This window comes from Succinimonas sp. (assembly GCF_045225735.1).
GTDB lineage: Bacteria > Pseudomonadota > Gammaproteobacteria > Enterobacterales > Succinivibrionaceae > Succinimonas.
The window spans coordinates 1-22,038 of sequence record NZ_JBGVBR010000285.1 but is presented as its reverse complement, the minus strand read 5'-3'; the positions used below and the strand labels follow the sequence as shown (position 1 = coordinate 22,038).

Here is a 22,038-nt window from a genome sequence, read left to right as displayed (position 1 = left end):
CGAAATTATAGCAGAAAATGTAACCTGCTTAACAAAATATCGGCTAGCCCCGAAGCTCCCGGGGCCGCACGCCCAAAATCAAAAGAACAGCACCGTAAATAAGAGATCCCGCCAGAATAAGACCGCATAGAAAAAGAAACGCCTGCCACAAGGAAAGCTCGGCCCACCCCGCCATGTCCTCGGTAATGGCAAGCTTTAAAAAGGTTACTGCGGCAAACATTACTGTGGCTCCGATTATCACCTTAGCCACATACAGCATGAGCCTCCGGGAAAAGCGGTAGACACCTTCCCGGCGAAGTCCCCGCGCCAAAAGAAAAGCGTTCACAAAAGCCGCCAGGGAGGTAGACAGGGCCAGCCCCACAAAGCCGATCCCGAAAAACACCTCCAGAGGCCACACCAGAATCAGATTGAAGCAGAGATTGGAAACCATGGAAATAATGCCGTATTTCACCGGGGTTTTGGTATCCTTCCGGGCATTGTAGGCCGGAATCAGCACCCGGGCCAGCATAATGGCCCAGAGCCCCGATACTGAAGCTATCAGACTCCAGGAGGAATGAACGGCCGCATCCACGCCGTACTCCCCTCTCATAAAAAGCACCCGGAGTATCGGTTCCCTGAGAGCGATCATGCCCAGCATGGCCGGAATCCCCAGAGTAAGCACCAGCTTCACGCCCCAGTCCATGGTCTTCCTGAAGCCGGCAATATCATTGTTAACCTGTACCTTGGACAAGGCCGGGAGAATCACCGTGCTGATGGCCACGGCAAAAATCCCGATGGGAAACTCCAGAAGACGATCCGAGTAATAGAGATAGCTGATGGCTCCGGTGGCCAGAAAGGATGCCAGCATGGTGTTCACCAGAAGGTTCAGCTGACTTACGGACACTCCGAAAAGAGCCGGGATCATCAGTGTTCTGATCCTCTTTACTCCCTCGTGATGCCAGCCCCACTTCGGCCAGACCAGCTTCCCGAGACGGTAAAGGAACGGGAACTGAAAAAGGAACTGGACAATACCGCCCAGAAGCACCCCCACTGCCAAAGCGGTATTGGGATCCTCAAGATGCGGCACCAGAAAAACGCAGCAGCCAATGATGGAGAGATTCAGGAGACAGGGGGTTACGGCTGGCACCAGGAATCTGCCGCAGGTATTAAGCACGGCGCCGGCCACCGCAGTCAGAGTGATAAAGAAAAGATACGGGAAGGTGATTTTCAGGAGAAAGGAAGCCTGAACAAACTTATCCGCTTCCGGGCCGCCGTTATACCATTCCCAGAACCAGCCCCAGCCAAAGAGCGCGGTAACTGCGGCGCTGCCAGCCATGCCCAGAACGGTTACCAGAAAAACGATAATGCCCAGAGTTCCCACGGCACAGGAAAGAAGCTCCTTCTGCTCCTCGGGAGACTTTTTTTCCTGAAATTCGGTCATAATGGGGACAAAGGCCGAACTGAAGGCTCCTTCGGCAAAAAGACGTCTCAGAAAGTTGGGAATTCTGTTGGCAAAAAAGAACACGTCTGCGCTCTGTCCGGCTCCCAGAAGATGCGCAATAAAGATATCCCGCACGAGTCCGAGCACCCGGGACAAAAAAGTAGCCCCGGCCGTAATGAGACCGGATCGAAAAAGCCTGGCCATATTAGCTCCGAGAAGCCGCGCCGGGAACAGAATCCCCGTCAGATACCCCGGCGGGCAGCATGATGGAAATCAAAATATAAGACAGTGGCAGATTTTATCTCACCCGGGCCTATTGTTCAATTATCCCCGCCTGCAATTATCATGGTTATGCGGCCCCGCTGCGGCTTCTCCGCGGCAGGCTCCCTGCTGTCCTTCCGGCTCCATTCTCCGGAGATCATCATGGCATCAGATGGACAGGCCCGTCCCGCCGAAAGAAATGAAGTTTTTGTTTGCCCCATGCTGACAAATGTGAAATAAAGATATAAAATACGCCCGGTTTATTGGACAACGCCGGACGCAGGCAGCATGAATTTCTGAAAGGAAGTGTCTCTTTGTGCCGCTTTCACTGCGAAAATACGGGAAAGGGAGTCAGTTGAAACTCCGCGGCGCTTTCCCGGATCTCCGCATGTGTTGTTTTTTTATGCACCGGTAGCCTTATCGTGGTTTCATACGGATTGTTGGAATTTCATAAAAAGACAATACCGATACGGTACGATAAACTCAGGTAATCTGTATTGCACTTTTTTCTGTTAAGTTTTTAGGAGTTTACTTTGGCAAATATCAAGTCTGCTAAGAAGCGTGTTATCATCGCTGAAAGAAATCGTGTTCACAACGTTGCTAAGCGTTCTGAGATGCGTACTGCTGTTAAGAAGGTCATCAATCTTTGCAAGGCCGGCGACAAAGAGGCTGCAAAGGCTGCTTTCGCAAGAGCAGAGGTGCTTCTGGATCGCGCTGCCACCAAGGGACTGATTCACATCAACAAGGCTGCCAGACATAAGTCCAACCTGAGCAAGAAGATCAAGGCTTTAGGTTAATCCGCAGGATTTTTTTTCAGAAAGCCCCTCTCCGGAGGGGTTTTTTATGCTGAGCTGCGACTATCCGCCCTCACCCCGCCCCTCAGCCGGGCTAAACTGAAAACCGGCCCGCCGATTCCCCCTCTTAAGATCCTCTTTTAGCCCTTCTTTTCACCACCCCTTTTAAACCTCCTTTTACCCCCTTTCCGCGGGTACAGCGGTTTATCCTCTTCCGGGAGCAAAACTCTGAATTCCCTGCCTGAGAACAGTATAGACATTTTTATTTCACGTCTATATTATAATTTTTTGCCTGTAAAACCCCGCTATTCAGCCACGCAAAAATCTTTTTAAAATTTCTGCAATTTTTTGGGAACTTTTTCATGGGGCGGTACTCTAAACATACAGATTAAGTATAGAATCTTTGGTTCTCATGTTTAGTCTCCTTCATAATATTTCTTTATCCCATGCGGGTTTCCGCATGGGTTTTTTATTATCTGTTTCCGTTCAATTTCACACTTTTTAACAAAACTTCGTGAAAATGCATCGTTTTTTCGGTTTTTTTGAACTTTTTGGCCTGCAAATGTTCTAAACTATTACCTGTGAAACGAAGATCCTATCTTTGTTTTTCATTCCGTGTTTTCGGTCATCCTCACCGGATGACCGTTTTTTGGAAACATGGTCAAAACGACTAGCCTTAAAACTACTATTATTAGATTTAACGCAAAAACAAAGGGTGCCTTCCTTGGAAGACACCCTTCTGCGTTTTCAGGGCCGGCAAAAGTCCGGCTCATCATCCACTTATCAGCAGTACCCGTACTTCATGATACGCTCGTATCTCTTTTCCAGCAGACTCTCCGGGGATTCGCTCTTAAGCTCGTTCAGATCCTTGAGGAGCTGCTTCTTCAGGTTCTCGGCCATCTTCTGGTAATCCCGGTGCGCTCCTCCCAGGGGCTCTTCAATAACGCTGTCAATGAGCTTGAGTCTCTTAAGATCCTTGGCGGTAATATTCATGGCATCGGCTGCTAGGGGAGCCTTGTCCGCGCTCTTCCAGAGAATGGAGGCGCAGCCCTCCGGCGAAATTACCGAATATGTGGCATACTGGAGCATATTGACTCTGTCCCCCACGCCAATGGCCAAAGCGCCGCCGGATCCGCCCTCTCCGATAACCGTGCAGATAATGGGCACCTTAAGAGCGCTCATCACCTTAAGATTTCTGGCAATGGCTTCGGCCTGACCTCTTTCCTCAGCTCCCACGCCGGGATAAGCGCCCGGAGTGTCAATAAAGGTAATGATGGGCATCTTGAACCTTTCGGCCATCTGCATCAGCCTTAAGGCCTTGCGATAGCCTTCGGGCCGGGGCATCCCGAAATTTCTCATGGTGCGGGTCTGCACATTGCGCCCCTTCTGATGGCCTACCAGCATTACCGGTTCGCCGTCAATTCTGGCGATGCCGCCGATAATGGCCTTGTCGTCCGCATAGGCCCGATCTCCGTGGAGTTCTTCGTAATCCGTAAATATTTCTTTAATATAGTCAAGAGTGTAAGGACGGAGAGGATGACGGGAGAGGCGGGAAATCTGCCAGGCTCCGAGATCAGAAAAGGTCTTTCTGGTCATCTCCACGGCCTTTTTCTCAAGAGAGGCTATTTCATCAGAGAAATCAACGCTTTCGCCTATGTTGTTGCTAACATGTTTCAGCTCATCGATGTGAGCAAGAAGCTCAGCAATAGGCTGCTCGAAATCCAAATAATCTATATTCATGCGTAAACCCTGTAAACTGCTCCGGCGGAGCGGAAAGCCTTCAGTAGCGACTGTAATGTTACAGCATCAGAAATCAAATACATAATTTTAACCCACGATCCGGCAAAATACGAGACAGAAAGAACAAATTCCCAAATCGCTTCATAAAAGTCGTGCCTGAGAGATGATTGCCGGTTCAGAAACTCCTGCTTGGAGCAGGCCTGCTCCGAAAATACATCAAACCTGAAACACCGGCTTTTGCGGCTCCACATAGGACACAGCAGCCTTGCCATCGCAATAGTACCGGAGATCATCCAAAAGCTCATCGCAGGGCTCCACCTGATAATGACTTTGCACCAGCATGGCGCCGTTTTCCTTTTCATAAAGGATTTCCAGGGGCATGGATCCGGGGTAGCGGAACACCGCATCCCTGATAAGGTTCATCTCGTTTTCCTTTTTCATCAGGGTGTCGTTAAGGCAGATCCGCACCGCTCTCCCGTAACGATGCCGGGCCTCGCAGATGTTAATAATCTCATCCACCCGGATTTCCACGCCTTTATTGTAATTATCATATCCCACCGTGCCGTAAAATACCGCCAGCATGTCATCCCGCACCAGATTCCGGTATTTGTCAAACTTGTCCCGCCACAGCGAGAACAGCACCTCTCCGGTATAATCGATAAGACGGCCCTGCATAAACTGGTTGCCGCTTTTGGTGGTGCGGCATTCCAAATGCTGGATAATGCCGGCGACAATCACCTTTTTCTTTTCCTCGCCGTAACCGCCGTCGGAGGCTCTTAATTCTCCCAGCTTGGCTCCGCTGAAATGGAGTACCTCGTTCCGGTAGCGATCCATGGGGTGTCCGGTAAGATAAAGTCCCAGAGTTTCCACCTCCCCCGAGAGATTAATCTTGTCAGGATAAGGCTTGACCTCCGGATACGGGGGTTCGGCAATATCCGAGAACATCATCCCTCCGAACAAATCCATTTCTCCGGATTCTCTGTCCTTGGAGGACTCGGTATTAAGCCTGAGAGCGGCATCCACCGCCGCCATGAGAGCTGCCCGGTGCGGCCCTATTCTGTCCAGACTCCCGGCCTTGATGAGAGCCTCCAGCACCCGGCGGCTCATGGACATGCGATCAATGCGGCGGCAGAGATCAAAAATGCTGGTAAAGGGCTTCTTTTTGCGTTCCTCCATAATGGCCTTCACCGGCCACTCTCCCACGCCCTTCACCGCCGCCAGACTGAAAACGATATGCCCCTTGTCATTAACGATAAAATGCACGTTGCCTTCATTGATATCAGGGGGATCCACCGGGATTTTCAGGCGGCGGCACTCATTTATGTAGGACACCACCTTGTCGGCGTTTTCCTTATCAGCCGTCATCATGGCCGCCAGGAATTCCGCCGGATAGTGCGCCTTGAGCCACAGCGTCTGAAAGCACACCAGCGCATAAGCCGCGGAATGGGATTTATTAAAGCCGTACTTGGCAAACTTTTCCACCATGTCGAAGATTTTCATGGCAAGGTCGCCGTCAATGCCCTTTTCCACCGCTCCGGCCCGGAACTTGGCCCTTTGCTTCTGCATCACGTCCATCTGCTTCTTGCCCATGGCGCGCCTCAGAATATCGGCGCCGCCCAGACTGTATCCGGCCATGGCCTGGGCAATCTGCATTACCTGCTCCTGATAGATAATGACGCCGTAGGTGGGCTTCAGGATGGGCTCGAGGCACGGATGCTGAAACTCCGGATCCGGATAGGCAATTTCTTCCTTGCCATGCTTCCGGTTGACAAAGTTATCCACAAGGCCGCAGCCCAGGGGGCCCGGGCGGTAAAGAGCCACCAAGGCGATGATGTCCTCGAAGCAGTCCGGCTGCAGCTTCCCGATAAGCTCACGCATGCCCCGGGATTCCAGCTGGAACACCGCCGTGGTTTCGGTGGTTTTAAGAACTTCATAGGACAGGGGATCCGCGAGATCAATCCTCCGAATGTCCACGAGAGGCTTCCCCTCCCGCTTCATCCGCTCGTTTATCATATCCAGAGCCCAGCGGATAATAGTCAGGGTGCGGAGTCCCAGGAAGTCGAATTTAACCAGACCGGCTTCCTCCACGTCATGCTTGTCGAACTGGGTTTTAAAGTCCCCGCCGTCGTCATCGCACATCAGCGGCGCGAAATCGGTGATCACCGAGGGAGAGATCACCACGCCCCCGGCATGCTTGCCGTGGGAGGTAGTAAGCCCCTCCACCCGGATGGCCTTATCCACCACCTCGCGAATTTCCTCATCCTCGGCATACTTTTCCCGAAAGGCTTTGGCGGCATCGTCAGCGGGATCCTTCGGGGGAGCCAGAGCCTCCGTCAGCGTATAATCCAGCTTGTCATTAACCTTTTTGGGCAGCAGCTTGGCCAGCCGGTCGCCGAAGGAATAGGATTTTCCCATCACCCGGGCCACCGCCTTCACCGAGGCCTTGGCCGCCAGAGTGCCGAAGGTAATGATCTGGGACACCGACTGCCGGCCGTAAAGATCCGCCACATGCTGAATCACCTTGCCGCGGTTATCCATGCAGAAATCCACGTCAAAGTCGGGCATGGACACACGCTCCGGGTTCAGGAAGCGCTCGAACAGAAGATCAAAGGGCAAAGGATCAAAGTCGGTAATGCCGATACAGAAGGCCACAAGAGAACCGCCGCCGGATCCGCGTCCCGGCCCCACGGGGATATCGTGCTTCTTGGACCACTGAATAAATTCCATCACAATGAGAAAGTAGCCCGGGAAGTCCATCTGAATAATAACCTTGAGCTCCTTTTCCAGCCGGATGAGGTAGTCAAGACGCTTCTGGCGGCGGACTTCGGGATCCTGATACATGAATTCCAAACGCTGTTCCAGCCCCTGATAGGATTCCTTTTTGAGAAACTCGGCATCAGAAAGACCTCCGGTGGGAAATTTAGGGAGGAAGTTCTTGCCGAGATGCATGTAAACCGAGCAGCGCGCCGCAAGGTATACGGTGTTTTGCACGGCCTCGGGGATATCCTTGAAAAGCTCCGCCATCTCCTCCTGGGAACGCATGTACATCTTCGGAGTATAGGGAGGATGCCAGTTTTTGTCCGCCAGGGTGACCTTGTCCTGAATGGCTACCCGAATGTTGTGGATTTCGTAATCCTCCTCCCGGGCAAACTGCACATAGTTGGTGGCAATAACAGGGAGATCCAGCTTCTGGGCCAGATTGAGAGCCGCCTCGATGTAGCGCTCCTCCCCGGGGCGATCCATGCGGGTCAGCTCCAGATAGTAGGAATCCGGAAAGAGGGCTTTGTACATGGCGGCTCGCTTTTCCGCCAGATCCAGCCGGCCCTCCAGAATGTACTTGCCCACATCGCCGTCAATGCTGCCGGAAAGCACGGCCACCCCGGAGGAGCGCTCCTTGATTTTGCTGAGGGGAACGCAGATATTGTAGTCAATAATCCCCTGCCGGTAGCCGTCTGCCTGGAGCTCCACAATGTTGTGATAACCGGCTTCGTTAAGAGCCAGAAGCTCGATGGTGAAAAACTCCTTCTTGCCCCGCACCACCGTATCGTCATAAACGCAAAGCTCAATGCCAAATATCGGCTTGATGCCCCGGGGAATGCAATCCTCATAAAGCTTCACGGAATTGCACTGATTCATGCGATCCGTAATGGCCACGGCCGGCATGCCCAGTTCCTGAGCCTTTTTGACCACTGCCTTAACATCCATAAGACCGTCATGGAATGAATAGTCAGTATGCACATGAAGATGGACAAATCTGCCGTCTGTGTTCATATCCCGTTCCTGATTTTATTTAACTGAAGTCTGAGAAGAATGTTATCCGTCCGGAAAGGCCGCTTCAGAATAACTCGGCCTCTCTGCCGCGAAGCAGAATGTCATCGGAAAATTTCCCGTCCCTGGCCGCAAGAATTTCCGCCACCGGACGGAAGCTTTTCCGATAGCAGGACAGCACGCCCAGCTCCCGGATCCGAGCCAGATGCTCCGCCGTGGGATAGCCCTTGTGCCGGGCAAAGCCGTACTCGGGATACCGGGCATCCAGTTCCCGAAGCTCCCGATCCCGGGTAACCTTGGCCAAAATCGAAGCGGCGCTGATTTCCGGCACCAGAGCATCCCCCTTCACCACCGCCTGAGCCGGAATGCTGAGGTTCCGGGGGAGGCGGTTACCGTCAACCAGCACAAAATCCGGTTTCACCTTAAGAGCCTGCACCGCCCGTTCCATCGCCAGCATGGCCGCCCAGAGAATATTAAGGGAGTCGATCTCAGCGGGAGTGCATTCTCCGATGCCAAAGGCCAGAGCATTTTCAGTGATTTCGGTAAAAAGGGCTTCCCGCTTCTTTTCGGAAAGCTTCTTGGAATCCCGGAGTCCCGCAATGGGCCGGGCCGGATCCAGGATTACCGCCCCGGCCACCACATTGCCCACCAAGGGGCCGCGGCCGGCTTCATCCGTGCCGGCAAAAATCCTGATGCCCGGAATTTCCGGATACCGGAAGGCTGCTTCCTGAGTTTTCTGCTCTTTATTGTTCATGGTGTTTTTCAGACTTTAATATGCTAAGCGGACTAGCGGAACTGCAGCGCGCATAAAGATATGAGCCTCATCCGGCGCGGCAACGGAAAAATGCTTCATGGAAACCAGGGCTCCCAGATCTGTCAACAGGTTATCAGTAAGTTATTAACAGGTTAACCCCAAACTTATCCACAGTATAATAATATCTTTCCGGCCGCTCATTCCTTCCCGGCGCTGAAACTGAAAAACCTGCCAAAGCAGGTTTCCTATACGTCCGTTTTCCCCCGCTCCGCTTTGTTCATCCCGCGGCAATTACCTTCAGCACCGCCTCAGCGGCTTTGGCATCGGAAGCAATCCGGAGCTCCTTGTGAATTCTGGTAAATTCCATCATCTGCTCCCGGTTTTCCTGAGTATAAATCTTCTTCACCTCTTCGCAGATCCTGACGGGATTGCAGTCATCCTGAATAAGCTCCGGCACAATGCGCCGCCCCGCCAGCAGATTCGGGAGAGAATACATATCCACCTTCAAAACCCGCTTTCCGATCATGGCGGTGATCTTGCTGATAATATAACAGACCACCATGCGTTTCTTAAGCAGCATGGCTTCCAAAGTGGCCGTGCCCGAGGAAAGAATCACGGCATTGGCAGCAGCCATTACCGCATGGGATTTGCCGATCCAAATAGTAAGAGGAATGGACGGAGCATGTTCCCGCCAAAGCCTGCTGATAAGACGGGCCTTGGCCAGAGAGGTGGCCGCGCAGATGAAACGCATTCCGGGGTAGCTCTTCTGGAGGAGATAGGAGGCTTCGGCAAATTCCGGAGTCAGAAAAGTAATTTCCGCAATCCGGCTCCCGGGAAGCACCGCAGTTATCATGTTGCTCTTAAAGACGTTTTCAGAAAAGTTAAGCTCCAGCCGGGCTGCGGTAATCGGGTACTCCATAGGAATTTCTTCCGCGAGACGATGTCCGACATAAGTGCAGGGGGCGTCATACTTGGCGTAAAAATCCTTCTCGAAGGGCAGGATGGAAAGCACCATGTCCGTGGCGGCCTTGATCTTATAGATTCTCCCGGATCGCCAGGCCCACACCGAGGGACTCACATAATGAACCGTATGAATGCCGTTTTTTTTCAGAAAAAGCTCTACGGACAGATTGAAATCCGGGCCGTCAATTCCCACAAAGACATCCGGATTTCTTTCCAGCACGGCAGATTTAAAATTTTTGCGAATTCTGAGAAGCCGGGGGAGAGATTTGATGACCTCGCCGATACCCATGACCGAGAGCTCTTCCATGTCATAGAGCTGCTCATAGGCGGAACCGGCGGCAGCGCGCATTTTCTGACCGAAAATACCGGTAAAGCGAGCTTCGGGATCTCTTTTCAGAAGCTCACGGATAAGCCCGGCCCCCAGAGCATCTCCTGAGGCCTCGCACGCTGAAAGCGCGTAAAGATGGTTACGGGAAGCGCGGGACATTAAAGATATTCCTTACCGGCAAATACCTCGGGTGCTGTCTTTAAGGAAGTCGGAAAGGAGCTTGATAGCCGGTTCCGTTTTGATGAGTTCCTCGAGCTTTTCCACCGCCTCGGGAATGGTATGACCTTCCTTGTACACAATCATGTAGGCGCGTCTGATAGCGGTAATTCCTTCCGGAGTAAAGCCTCTTCTCTTAAGACCTTCCTTGTTGATCCCAAACGGCTTGGCGTAATGACCGGCCGCCATGACAAACGGCGGCACGTCCTGATTAAGAGCCGCCATGCCGGCAATAAAGGCATGATCGCCTACCCGGCCGAACTGATGGATGGCCGCCAGCCCGCCGAAAATAACCCAGTTCCCGATATGAACATGGCCGGCCAAGGTGGCATTATTGGCAAAAATACAGTCATCGCCAATCTGACAGTCATGGGCCACATGAACATTAACCATAAAGAGATTCCGGCTGCCGACTTTGGTAACGGAGCCTCCGTCTGCGGTGCCCCGGTGCAGCGTGCAATGCTCGCGAATCACATTGTCGTCGCCCACCTCCAGAAAGGTTCTCTCACCATTGTACTTCTTGTCCTGGCAGTCCTCGCCCAGAGTGGCAAACTGGAATATCCGATTGCGTTCGCCAATCTTGGTGGGGCCTCTTAAAACACAATGGGAGGAAATACGAGTGTCCGCTCCGATCTCAACCTCGGGGCCCACCCAGGTCCAGGGGCCGATCTGCACCCGCGGCCCTATCACCGCATCCTGACTGACAATGGCAGTTGGATGAATAACAGCGCTCTCATCAATCATGGAAAACTCCTTACCATTAAATTTAATTAATTATTCGCTGACCATCAGTCGCAAAGACGCCATCAGCCGCGGCGCTTGGCGCACATCAGCTCGGCGGAACAGACCTCATGGCCGTCCACGGAAGCCACGCCGGTAAACTTGGCAATGCCGCGGCGCTCCTTCAGGTACTCCACGTCAAGGATCAGCTGATCCCCCGGCAGCACCGGACGCTTAAAGCGGGCATTATCAATGGAAGCAAAATAATAAAGCTCGTCCTGATCGGGCTTTCCTACCATGGTAAAGGCCAGAATGCCGGTAGCCTGAGCCATGGCCTCCAGAATGAGCACTCCCGGAAGAACCGGCTTCCCGGGGAAATGTCCCTGAAAGAACGGCTCATTAAAGGAAACGTTCTTAAGCCCCCGCAGAGTTTTATGCTCTCCTTCGGTGTTGTAGCTCAGCACTCTGTCCACCAGAAGAAACGGATAACGGTGCGGTAATAAATTCAAAATCTGCTGAATATCTAAATCCTTGGCAGGTGTATTAATCTCTGTCACTTCTTTTTCCTTTACTTACTTGCTGCTGTCTTTGGAATCTGTTGCATCGGCTGCCTTTTCAGAAGGCCGGAGCTCCTGGACAATCTTCTCCAGAGCCTTAACCTTTTCAGCGAGCCTGTCGGCGCTGTACATCTTGGGGAAAAGCTTCCACCATTTTTCCGCTTCGAGAACCGGCAGGAATGAGTGATACTTGCCGGGCTTATTGATATTCTTGCCCACCTGGCCCAGAATTTCCACGCCGTCGCAGATTTTGATATGACCGTCAAACACCGAAGTGCCGCCGACAATGCAGTACTTGCCGAGCTCAACGCTTCCCGCAAAAACCGCTGCTCCGGCGATGGCCGTGCCGTAGCCGATCTTATCGTTATGGGCAATCTGCACCTGATTGTCAATTATAACATTGTCCTCAATCACCGTATCATCAACGGCTCCGCGATCCACGGCGGTGGAGGCGCCGATTTCCACTCTGTTGCCGATAACCACCCGGCCCAGCTGCGGAATTTTGATCCATTCGCCGCGTTCATTGGCATAGCCGAAGCCGTCGGAACCGATAACGCAGCCTGACTGAAAGAGACAGGAGTCACCGATAACGCAATTATGATAAACGGACACATTGGCCCAGAGTTTGGTATTCTTGCCAATGACGGTATTCTTGCCCACAAAGCAGTTCGGGCCGATTTGGGTTCCGGCTCCGATTTTAACGCCGGATTCAATTACCGCATGAGCGCCCACGGAAGCCGTTTCGTCTATTTCCGCCGTGGGGTCGACAACAGCGGTGGGATGAATGCCGGGAGCGCAGGCCCGGGGCGTGGTGTCAAACATCTGAGCCACCCGGGCAAAGGCCACATAAGGATTCGGAACCACCACAAAGGTAATGCCGGAATCCGGGAGCACATCCTCCTCCTTCACCAGCACGGCGCCGGCCTTGGATTCTGCCAGATACTTATGCATCTTCTTGTCCGACAGAAAGCTTATCTCATCCTTGTTGGCAGTCTGCAGATTGGCGATTCGAAGGATTTCCGCGGCATCATTGCCGATAATCCTTCCGCCAATCTTCTCTGCAATATCCTTTAGCAGCATGCTCATATATAGAAATCCTTGCGTGTCTGGAAGCAAAACCGGGATTGTTCTGTTATTTTAAACAAAAAAACCCGTTTTTATCTAAAACGGGTTCTAAAACTGTTAAATTACTTGGACTTGCTTACAACACTGATAACTTCTTCTGAAATATCCAGAGAGTCATCACCGAGATAAACGGCTCCTTCGCCCCGGAAAACCACAGAAAGTCCCTTCTGCTTGGCCACCTGATCGATGGCGCTCTGCACCTTCTTGTTGATATCCATCTGCTCCTTGCTGGTGATCTTCTGCTCCTCTTCGCGGAATTCGGAAATCTTCACCTTGAGCTCGGCCTCCAGCATCTGCAGATCTCTCTGCTTCTTGAGGGCATCAGCCTGAGTAATATTGGGGTTCTGGAGAGCCTTCTGAATGTTGTTGTAATCAGCTTCCATCTTGTCCAGGGCGCGCTTCTTGGAATCCAGAGCCTTCTGAACCTTGGCCTGAGCAGCCTTGGTCTGGGGGATCTTGGAAAGCACATACCCGTAATTGAAGAGACCGATTTTCAGCTCCTGAGCCTGAGCTGCCACGGAGCTAAAAGCCAGTACTGCTGATAATGCTGCAACTGTTAACAGTTTCTTCATTTTTATGTGTTCCTTTTTTTGCAATAACGATAACGATAATTTACTGACAAAGATCATGAGTGTCAACCGGATACCGGTCACTCTGTCTCGGTAAACTGTCATGACATAAACCGCCCGCGGGATGATTAACCGGGAGAGCGGTTTAATTATACTCCATATGCCGGACTAACCGGGTTAAAAGGTGCGCCCCAGAGAAAAGGTGAAGAACTCCGTCCGATCTCCCCTCTTCTTGCGGATGGGCTCGGCCAGAGAAAAGCCAATCGGCCCCATGGGAGATACCCAGACCAGAGTCACTCCCGCGGACATCCGGTATTCCGAAGGATCGGAGTAATCGTAAATATTTTCGCACTTTCCCAGGCAGGGGCCGATGGCATCAGGATCGTAGTTAGTATCCCACAGGGAACCGGCATCCAGGAAAATCGAGGTTCTGAGAGAATTTTCATAGCCCTCGGAGGCAAACGGCGTCGGCACAATCAGAGAGAAGCTTCCGGCAACAATGGCATTGCCGCCGATGGAATCCCGGGTGCCGATAACCCCCATCCGGCCCATGAGAAACGAATTATAGAGTGCCTTGGGGCCGGCCGAGTTGTATTTGAAGCCGCGCAGCCACTCATCGCCGCCCAGATAGTAATTCTGGAAGAAGGGCAGTATTTCGTCGATGCCGTTTTTAGAGCCGTAGCCGTTGCCGTAGCCGGCCTTGGCTCTGAAATTGATGATGAACTTCTTATCCTTGTCCAGCGGGAAGAAATGGGTAGTGTCGGCGCCAACCTTGTAGTATCTGGTATCGGATCCCGGCACGGCCACAGTGCCGTATACCGTTTGCTTGCTGCCGTCCCGGGGCAGAGCTCCCCGGTCCAGATAATTTCTGGAATAAGAGATACCGGCGGTGTAGTTCTGGAAAATCACCTTGCCGTTGACATCCTTGTCATGGCCGTAGGTATCCCAGAAACGCTGAATCTGCACATACGAGGATGTCTGGGAAAGTCTGTTATGCTCATATCCCACGTTGTAGTGGATAAAGTTGTGCTCATCAATGGGATAGCCAATGCCCAGGGAGGCGCCGAACTTTTCATTAGTGTAGTCCACAATGTTGGCATCGCCGGCTTCAAACTTTTCATAGTAGATGCTGCCGCCCAGACTGACGCCGTCCACTGTGAAGTAGGGTTCGTCATAGCGGAGCTCGATCTTCTGATCGTACTTGTTGGTGTTGATGCCGATGCTGGCATTGCCGCCGTAGCCCAGAAAATTGTCCTGAGAAACTTCGCCGTTAAGATTAATGCCCGTTTCAGTGCCGAAGCCGATGCCGGCCTTAACGGAACCGGTGGGTCTTTCCTTGACGGTGGTAATCACCTCCGCGGTGTCGCTGTCAGTCCCGGTTTTTCTGGGAGCCATCTCCACGGTTTCAAAGAAGCCCAGCTGATCCAGACGTCTCTTGGAGGTGCTGATAGCCTCATTGGACAACCAGGTGCCGTCCATCTGCCGGATCTCTCTTCTCACCACCTCGTCAGTGGTAATGGTATTTCCGGTGATCTTCACATCGGTTACGTATATGCGGTGGCCCGGCTCCACAGAAAAGTTCAGGGAAACCAGCTTCTTTTCGTCATCAATGACCGGAATGGCCTGAACCTTGGTATAGGCGTAACCGAACTTGCCCATGTAATTGGCCAGAAGCTCTTCGGTATGAGAAACCTGATTGGCATCATAAACATCTCCCGGCACCAGCGGGATAAGCTTCAGCATTTCCTCGCCATGTCCGTAGGTTTCCCCGATGACATTGAACTTGTCAAAGCTGTACTGATCCCCTTCCTTGATGGAAATGCTGAGATAAATGCCCTTGCGATCAGGAGTCATTTCCACTCTGGTGGAATCAATCCGAAAACGCACATAGCCGCGGTTCATGTAGAAGGAGCGCAGGGTCTCCAAATCCCCGCTGAATTTCTGCGCCTGAAAGGTTCTGTCTGCCAGAAAATTCCACCAGGGCACATGATCCCGGAGCTCCATCTGGGCCAGAAGCTTCTCTTCCGGAAAGCTGTTATTGCCCACAATGTTGATCTGTTCGATTTTGGCGCTGACGCCTTCCGTAAAATTAAACTTCACGTCCACGCGGTTCCGGGGCAGGTATACCAGAATGGTGGAAACCTTGGCCTGATAACGGCCGGTGCTGTTGTAGTAATCCTCCAGGGAAGCCTCCAGCTCCCGGAGCTTTTCCACATTCAGAATTTCGCCGACCTTGACGTTCTTTGACTTGATAATGTCATTAAGCTGCTCCTCCTTGATGGCATTGTTACCGGCATAGGAGACATTCACAATGGTAGGACGTTCCTTGACATCCAGCACCAGCACGCCCTGATCGGTGTAATAGGCGTTGACCATGTCGAAATTTCCGGTGCGGAAGACCTTGCGAAGAGCCTGAGCCACATCGTCTCTGGTAACGTCATCCCCGGCCTGCACCGGCAGCGACAAAAGCACCGCGCCCTTGGTAACCCGGTAAAGGCCGCGGACTTCAATATCATTAATGTGCATCACCTTCGGAAGGCTGCCCTGATATTTGTTAACAGGATTCTCTTCCTGAGAGGCATAAGCGGCATTGCCCAGCGCCCCCATGGCGGTCAAGGCCAGCGTCATAGAGCAAAAAAGCTTTGAATACAGCATTTTATCTACCATGAAAAGTAAAGATCATTGAACACGGCAACTATCATCAGAAGACAGAGAAGCGCAAAACCCGTTTTCATCAGTATATCCAGAGCCTTGGCGGAAACAGGCCTTCTGAATATCCCCTCCAGCAGGTAGAAAAACAGGTGCCCTCCGTCCAGAACCGGTATCGGCAGGAGATTCAGCACCCCCAGATTCACGCTTATAAGCGCCATGAAGCTCAAAAAGAACACATATCCCATGCGGCCGGTTAAGCCCGCCCCCTTGGCAATGCCCACCGGACCGGAAATATTCTTGGGGGATATGTCCCCCGTGACAAACTTCTTGATAAACCTGAGGGTAATAATACTCATATCCCAGGTTTTATACCAGCTTCCCTTAACCGCCGGCCAGAAATCATATTTTCTGACAAAGGTTATCCCGGGAATTTCGTCAATCGCCGGCATGATTCCGGCATAACCCTGGAGGACGCCATTTTTCTCCTTTCCTTCCGGAATCAGATCCAGCGTAAGCTCCCGGGCGTCTCTTTTCAGGGTTACCTTAAGAGTCTTTTCCGGATGCGCCTTAATATAGGAGCTGAAGGACTTCCAGTTCTGGTACGGAATATCGTCATAGCTTACAAATTCATCATCCTTCTGAAGCCCGGCCTTTTCCGCCCGGGATCCGGATTCCACCATCTCAATCCGCCCGGAGATTTTGTATGACATGGGTTCCAGGCCAATCTGATCCAGAATCCGGGGATTCCCCGGCTCCAGAGACCAAGAGGACAGCGGGAGATTAAGCTCTCTTTCCTGCTCTGCTCCATAGCCGCCCTTTACGGTTACGGATACGGTATCCTCTCCGATGCGGCTTATAAGACTGTACAGACTCTCTTCAATATCAACGACTTCATCATCCCCGACCTTAACAATAAGATCTCCGGATCTGAAGCCGTTCTGCTCCGCAAGGCCGCCGGAAATCACATCGAACACCGGCTTCACATCCGGAATTCCCATCAGGAATACCAGAAAATAAAGCGCCCAGGCCAAAGCAATATTGTTAAAGGGGCCGGCCAGAACAATGAGAAAACGCTGCCACACCTTTTTGCAGCAGAAGGCCTCGTGTTCCCGGCTGGCATCAATGCTGTCCTTGTCTTCGCCGTACATTTTCACATAACCGCCGAAGGGCAGGAGGGACAGGGAATACTCCGTGCCGTCTTTCCCCCGCCGGGACAGCAGCACCGGGCCGAAGCCCAGAGAAAACCGTTCCACATACACCCCCATGAGCCGGGCCATAAAAAAATGACCGGCCTCATGAATGGCGATAAGCACCCCCAGAGCAATGCAAAAATAAAAAATGTTGCTGAGAATATCCATGAACGGCTTTACCTGGACAGGTCCTCAAGAACACTGTAAGCCCGCTGCCGGGCAGCGAGATCAATATTAAGAACATCCTCCAGGGAGTCCGCCGGCGCCAGAGCAAAGGAATCCGCCGTCCGGGCCGCCACGGTGTAAATATCGGTAAATTTCAGCCGGCCGTCAAGGAAGGCCTGCACCGCCACTTCGTTGGCCGCATTCACCGCCGTGGTCAGAGCCTGAGAGGTCTGGCAGGCATCTATGGCCAGCTTAAGACAGGGATAGCGCTTAAAATCGGGAGCTCTGAAGGTAAGGCTGCCCAGAGAGGTAAAATCTATGGCGGCAGCTCCGCTGTCAATTCTGTCAGGCCAGGCCATGGCCCGGGCAATGGGAGTTCTCATATCGGGAACCCCGATCTCCGCCAGCACGGAGCCGTCCCGGTAACGCACCATGGAATGGATCACCGATTCCGGATGCACCACAACCTCGATATCCCGGGGATCCGCATTGAAAAGCCACCGGGCTTCAATAAACTCAAAGCCCTTGTTCATCATGGTGGCGCTGTCAACGCTGATCTTGCGGCCCATGCTCCAGTTGGGATGACTTACCGCTTCCTCGGGAGTCACCTGAGAAAGCGAACTTATTTCCCGATCCCTGAAGGGCCCCCCGGATCCGGTCAGAACCAGCTTGGTGATGCCGGCTTCCCGGAGATCGCAGCGTCCGATGCGGTTCTGCTCCTTTTCCGGCAGGCACTGAAAAATCGCATTGTGCTCGCTGTCCACCGGGACAATGCGGGCTTTGTATCTTCTGGCGGCGTCCACAAATATATGACCGCTCATGATCAGGGATTCCTTGTTGGCCAGATACACGGTCTTCCCCATGGTAATGGCGGCCAGAGTCGGCTTAAGACCGGCTGCTCCCACAATGGCGGACATGACGCTGTTCGCTTCCTCGCTGGCGGCCACCGCGCTCAGGGCCTCGGATCCGGACAATACCTCGGTCTTAAGACCGGCTTCCGCGAGAAGTCCCCGGAGCTCCTGGGCCGCCCGCTCCTCCAGCATGACTGCCGCAGCCGGATGAAACTCCTTAACAATTTCCAGCATCCGGGAAACGTTATTCCGCGCCGTGGCAGCATAAAGAGAGTATCTCTCCGGATTTCTTCTTATCACATCCAGAGTGCTGCCGCCGATGGAACCGGTAGCGCCTAAAACTGTAACTTTATTCATGAAACAAAAACCTTTCCGAAACAGAGAATCATTTAAAAAAGCAGGCTGAACAGAGCATAGGAAACAAGAAATACCGGTATCGCCGCGCACAGGGAATCAATGCGATCCAGCATGCCCCCGTGGCCCGGAAAAATCACTCCGGAATCCTTAATGCCCGCATAGCGCTTGTACATGCTTTCGGAGAGATCGCCGAAAACTGAAAATATCACCGTAAGCAGAGCTGCCAGCGTGAGAGCGGCAAAGCCGGAATAATAAACGGTATACATGCCGGCATAGTACAGAATGCCGTACACCAGAAGAGCAAGTATTACCCCTCCGGCCAGCCCCTCCCAGGTCTTTTTCGGGCTTACATGGGAGCTCATATGATGCCGTCCCAGAAAACGCCCCGTAAAATAAGCCCCGGTATCAGCGCTCCACACCAGCATCATTACCGAAAGCAGAATCCGGCTTCCGATATAAGGATCCTCATCATAGTGGCTGATTCCGGTATACCTTAAAAGGAGCAGGGATACCCCGAAAGGAATGAGAGTGAGCACGCCGGCAAGAGCCCGCTGCCACCAAAAGCGCATGAGAACGCCGGAGCGGGGGTAAAAAAACACCATCACCGAAGCTGCCAGCCACCAGACGGCGCCGAAGGCCAGAATCCAGAGAAGCGGACTCATTCCCAGATTCCGGATAACCTCCGCCGGACGGGCCCAGCTTCCTGTCCAGACTTCATGATCAACATAATTAAATGACAGAAGCGCCAGCAGAAAAACCGCCGCCGCATAGAGGAATCTCTTCAGGAGGAGATTGCGGTCTTCCGGGCTTCCGGAGGATGCAGGGGCAGCGCCATTACTCTCTTCAGGTTTCAGAAAAACAAGCTTCGCAAACTCCCAGCCTCCGATAGCGATGACAAGGCCGCTTATCATTTTGAAAACATCGAGGGCGAGAAAGGGATGGGATTCCGTGCCGGCTGCCGGAAAAAACAGCCAAAGCCCGGCAGCGATAAACAGGAAGAATCCGGTAATAATTCTGGTTAGCATGATGTAAGGTCACTACAGTCAAATCACATTTCCCAAACCGGAATCCGTGATAGTTAAAATACTGGCAAAAGCCGCCAGCCGCAAAATTCTGTTCGGCAGTATCCCATGTTAGTAATAATCAGCCCTGCCGTTTCTGAACCTGTTCACTGGTAAGGCCGAATCTTCTTTCCCGTCCCTGATAGTAATCCAGGGCTGCCTGAAATACCCGGTCATCAAAATCAGGCCATAGGATATCAGTAATGAATATTTCACTGTAGGCCAGCTGCCAGAGCAGGAAATTTGAAATGCGATGCTCTCCTCCGGTACGAATCAGAAGATCCACATCATTGGTGACAGCAAGAGATGAAGCCAGCAGGTCTTCATTGATATCCTGAGGAGCAAGGGAACCGGACAGGGCTCTCTCCGCCAGAATCCGGGCCGCTCTGGCAATATCCCAGCGGCCGCCGTAATTGGCGGCTACCACCAGTCTGAGACCGGAATTTTCCGCGGTGGCCTTTTCCGCTGCGGCAATGGCAGTCTGCACCTTTTCAGGAAACCGCGTGAGATCCCCCACCACCTGAAAGACAATATTATTCTCGGCAAGATTCTTTGTCTCATTAGACAGAGCCCGGGAAAAAAGTTCCATAAGGCCGGAAACCTCGGTTTCCGGCCGTTTCCAGTTTTCCGAAGAAAAGGCAAACAGCGTGAGCTGCCTTATGCCGTGCTGTCCGGCGAATTCAATCGCCTTTCTCACGGACTTAACTCCGGCGCGGTGGCCGGCAAGCCGCATCTGTCCGCGCTTCTGAGCCCACCGGCCGTTACCGTCCATGATAATAGCCACATGAGCCGGAATGCGAGGACTGTCCGCCGAGCCTCCGGCAATGCTGTATAATTCATTTTGCACTGAAGACTAAATCTCCATCAGCTCTTTTTCTTTGTCGGCGAGAATCTTTTCAATATCCTTGATGCTGCTGTCGGTAAGCTTCTGGATTTCATCCTGAGCTCTCTTTTCCTCGTCCTCGGAGATTTCCTTGTCCTTGGTAAGAGCCTTGATGTCATTATTGGCATCGCGGCGGATATTGCGGATTTCTACCTTGCCCTGCTCAATATCGCCCCGGACGACCTTGATAAGATCCTTGCGGCGATCCTCGGTGAGAGGAGGCAGGGGAATGCGCAGGGAGGTGCCGGCAGATACCGGATTCAGGCCCAGATCGCTGTCACGGATAGCCTTTTCCACTTCCTTGGCGGCGCTGCGGTCAAAAACGGTTACTGAAAGCGTGCGGGCATCGGCCACATTGATGGAGGCCACCTGATTCAGCGGGGTCTTGGAACCGTAGTAATCCACCATGATGCCATCCAGAAGAGACGGCTGAGCTCTTCCTGTTCTTACTTTGGAAATCCGGGTCTCCAGAGATTTAACAGCCTTGGTCATCTTTTCCTTTGCAGTCGCTTTGATATCATTAACTGACATAATCATTTACCTTTTATTTTTACGGCCTGAAATTACATAATCGGCTTCAGGCCAAGGCCTTTCTTTATCTGATATTGCCAGACTATTGCCTGTTACGGTCTGACGTTATCTTACAATAGTGCCCTCGTCTTCGCCGGAAATCACCCGCATCAGGGCATCGGGACGGTTCATATTAAACACCATAATGGGCATCTTGTGATCTCTGGCCAGCACAAAAGCGGCCAAATCCATTACCTTGAGCTCTTTTTCCATTACTTCCTGATAGGTGAGCTCCCGGTAAAGCTCAGCATCCGGATGAGTTACCGGATCCGCGCTGTAAATGCCGTCAACCTTGGTGCCCTTGATTACGGCATCGGCCTGAATCTCGATGGCTCTGAGACAGGCAGCGCTGTCAGTGGTAAAAAAGGGATTCCCGGTACCGGCAGCCATAATGACCACCCGGCCGGCAGAGAGCGCGTGAATGGCCTCTGTCCAGGAATAGGAGGCGCACACGCCGGGCATGGCGATTGCTGACATGAGAGTTGCCGGCACCCCTGCTCTGTACAGAGCATCCCGCATGGCCAGACCGTTCATCACCGTGGCCAGCATGCCCATATGGTCGCCCACCACGCGGTTTAACCCCGCCTGAGCCAGCTTGGCGCCCCGGAAGATATTTCCGCCGCCCAGAACCAGCCCCACTTCAACGCCGGAGCTGACCACCGCGCCGATTTCTCCGGCCATGCGATCAAGCACCTCGGGGTCAATCCCAAAGCTTTCCTTTCCTTCAAGAGCTTCGCCGCTCAACTTTAACAGAACACGTTTAAAACTTTTGTGACTCATTTCCGCTGCCCCGTATCATATCCCCAACACCGTCTGATCAGAGGATTATAATATATATGGGAAAGTTCCGCAAAAAACCGCCGGCACCGGACACAACTTGGTGGTTGGCAGGGAACTTAGCAGGTTACGCAGCAGAGAACAGCGCAAAGGCAAATAAAAGTGTTTGATTCAGAGAGATCATAAGCTTAAGAAGCCCGGAATGACTTTCGCATCACGCCCCGGTTGCGTTTTCAGGTAAAATGGCGGCCGATTTACGAGATCGAATAAATGGCAGGATGAACGCGCGGAGATAAAAATGAAAAGATTTAAAGGAA

17 protein-coding genes are annotated in these 22,038 nt (G+C 52.5%); 1 reads left to right on the top strand and 16 read right to left on the bottom strand.

From position 1 onward, the window contains the following. Nucleotides 1–43: 43 nt before the first annotated feature. Nucleotides 44–1,624: a murein biosynthesis integral membrane protein MurJ gene (murJ, locus tag ACJROR_RS10365; RefSeq protein ID WP_406546985.1), complete on the bottom strand. Its 1,581-nt coding sequence runs from the start codon at nt 1,622–1,624 to the stop codon at nt 44–46. A gap of 590 nt (nt 1,625–2,214) precedes the next feature. Between murJ and rpsT the strand changes: the two genes are divergently transcribed. Beyond that, nucleotides 2,215–2,478, top strand: a complete 264-nt coding sequence (rpsT, locus tag ACJROR_RS10360) for a 30S ribosomal protein S20 (RefSeq protein WP_274969169.1) — start codon at nt 2,215–2,217, stop codon at nt 2,476–2,478. 780 nt (nt 2,479–3,258) lie between these two features. On the opposite strand, the gene accA is transcribed toward rpsT, so the two are convergent. The 15 genes from accA to pyrH all read right to left on the bottom strand — a co-directional run bounded on the left by accA (nt 3,259) and on the right by pyrH (nt 21,724). Further along, nucleotides 3,259–4,215 carry an acetyl-CoA carboxylase carboxyl transferase subunit alpha gene (gene accA, locus ACJROR_RS10355; RefSeq protein ID WP_406040579.1) on the bottom strand — a complete coding sequence of 319 codons (957 nt, stop codon included), beginning with the start codon at nt 4,213–4,215 and terminating at the stop codon, nt 3,259–3,261. Nucleotides 4,216–4,431: 216 nt separating this feature from the next. Continuing rightward, a complete protein-coding gene (dnaE, locus tag ACJROR_RS10350; protein ID WP_406546984.1) occupies nt 4,432–7,986 on the bottom strand; it encodes a DNA polymerase III subunit alpha in 3,555 nt (1,184 codons plus the stop codon). 64 nt (nt 7,987–8,050) lie between these two features. Next, nucleotides 8,051–8,737 (bottom strand): ribonuclease HII, encoded by a 687-nt coding sequence (rnhB, locus tag ACJROR_RS10345; RefSeq protein ID WP_406040583.1) that lies wholly within the window; start codon nt 8,735–8,737, stop codon nt 8,051–8,053. A gap of 277 nt (nt 8,738–9,014) precedes the next feature. Beyond that, nucleotides 9,015–10,187, bottom strand: a complete 1,173-nt coding sequence (gene lpxB / locus ACJROR_RS10340) for a lipid-A-disaccharide synthase (protein ID WP_406040585.1) — start codon at nt 10,185–10,187, stop codon at nt 9,015–9,017. Between the two features lie 12 nt (nt 10,188–10,199). Then, nucleotides 10,200–10,988: an acyl-ACP--UDP-N-acetylglucosamine O-acyltransferase gene (gene lpxA / locus ACJROR_RS10335; protein WP_406040586.1), complete on the bottom strand. Its 789-nt coding sequence runs from the start codon at nt 10,986–10,988 to the stop codon at nt 10,200–10,202. A gap of 62 nt (nt 10,989–11,050) precedes the next feature. Then, nucleotides 11,051–11,512 carry a 3-hydroxyacyl-ACP dehydratase FabZ gene (gene fabZ / locus ACJROR_RS10330; RefSeq protein ID WP_406040620.1) on the bottom strand — a complete coding sequence of 154 codons (462 nt, stop codon included), beginning with the start codon at nt 11,510–11,512 and terminating at the stop codon, nt 11,051–11,053. Between the two features lie 24 nt (nt 11,513–11,536). Then, nucleotides 11,537–12,607 carry a UDP-3-O-(3-hydroxymyristoyl)glucosamine N-acyltransferase gene (lpxD, locus tag ACJROR_RS10325; protein ID WP_406546983.1) on the bottom strand — a complete coding sequence of 357 codons (1,071 nt, stop codon included), beginning with the start codon at nt 12,605–12,607 and terminating at the stop codon, nt 11,537–11,539. Between the two features lie 101 nt (nt 12,608–12,708). Next, complete coding sequence (locus tag ACJROR_RS10320) at nt 12,709–13,218, bottom strand: OmpH family outer membrane protein (RefSeq protein ID WP_406546982.1); 510 nt, start codon at nt 13,216–13,218, stop codon at nt 12,709–12,711. Nucleotides 13,219–13,392: 174 nt separating this feature from the next. Beyond that, complete coding sequence (bamA, locus tag ACJROR_RS10315) at nt 13,393–15,882, bottom strand: outer membrane protein assembly factor BamA (protein ID WP_406546981.1); 2,490 nt, start codon at nt 15,880–15,882, stop codon at nt 13,393–13,395. Continuing rightward, nucleotides 15,876–17,225 (bottom strand): RIP metalloprotease RseP, encoded by a 1,350-nt coding sequence (gene rseP / locus ACJROR_RS10310; RefSeq protein ID WP_406546980.1) that lies wholly within the window; start codon nt 17,223–17,225, stop codon nt 15,876–15,878. The genes bamA and rseP overlap by 7 nt, the downstream gene beginning before the upstream one ends. An 8-nt stretch (nt 17,226–17,233) precedes the next feature. Further along, nucleotides 17,234–18,430: a 1-deoxy-D-xylulose-5-phosphate reductoisomerase gene (gene ispC, locus ACJROR_RS10305; protein ID WP_406546979.1), complete on the bottom strand. Its 1,197-nt coding sequence runs from the start codon at nt 18,428–18,430 to the stop codon at nt 17,234–17,236. 32 nt (nt 18,431–18,462) lie between these two features. Beyond that, a complete protein-coding gene (locus ACJROR_RS10300) occupies nt 18,463–19,455 on the bottom strand; it encodes a phosphatidate cytidylyltransferase (protein WP_406546978.1) in 993 nt (330 codons plus the stop codon). 118 nt (nt 19,456–19,573) lie between these two features. Continuing rightward, entirely contained in the window at nt 19,574–20,338 is a 765-nt protein-coding gene (gene uppS, locus ACJROR_RS10295) for a polyprenyl diphosphate synthase (protein ID WP_406546977.1), read from the bottom strand. Between the two features lie 6 nt (nt 20,339–20,344). Then, entirely contained in the window at nt 20,345–20,905 is a 561-nt protein-coding gene (gene frr / locus ACJROR_RS10290; protein ID WP_406040602.1) for a ribosome recycling factor, read from the bottom strand. A gap of 105 nt (nt 20,906–21,010) precedes the next feature. Next, on the bottom strand, nt 21,011–21,724 hold the full coding sequence (pyrH, locus tag ACJROR_RS10285; RefSeq protein WP_406040604.1) for a UMP kinase: 714 nt from the start codon (nt 21,722–21,724) through the stop codon (nt 21,011–21,013). Between the last annotated feature and the right edge of the window lie 314 nt (nt 21,725–22,038).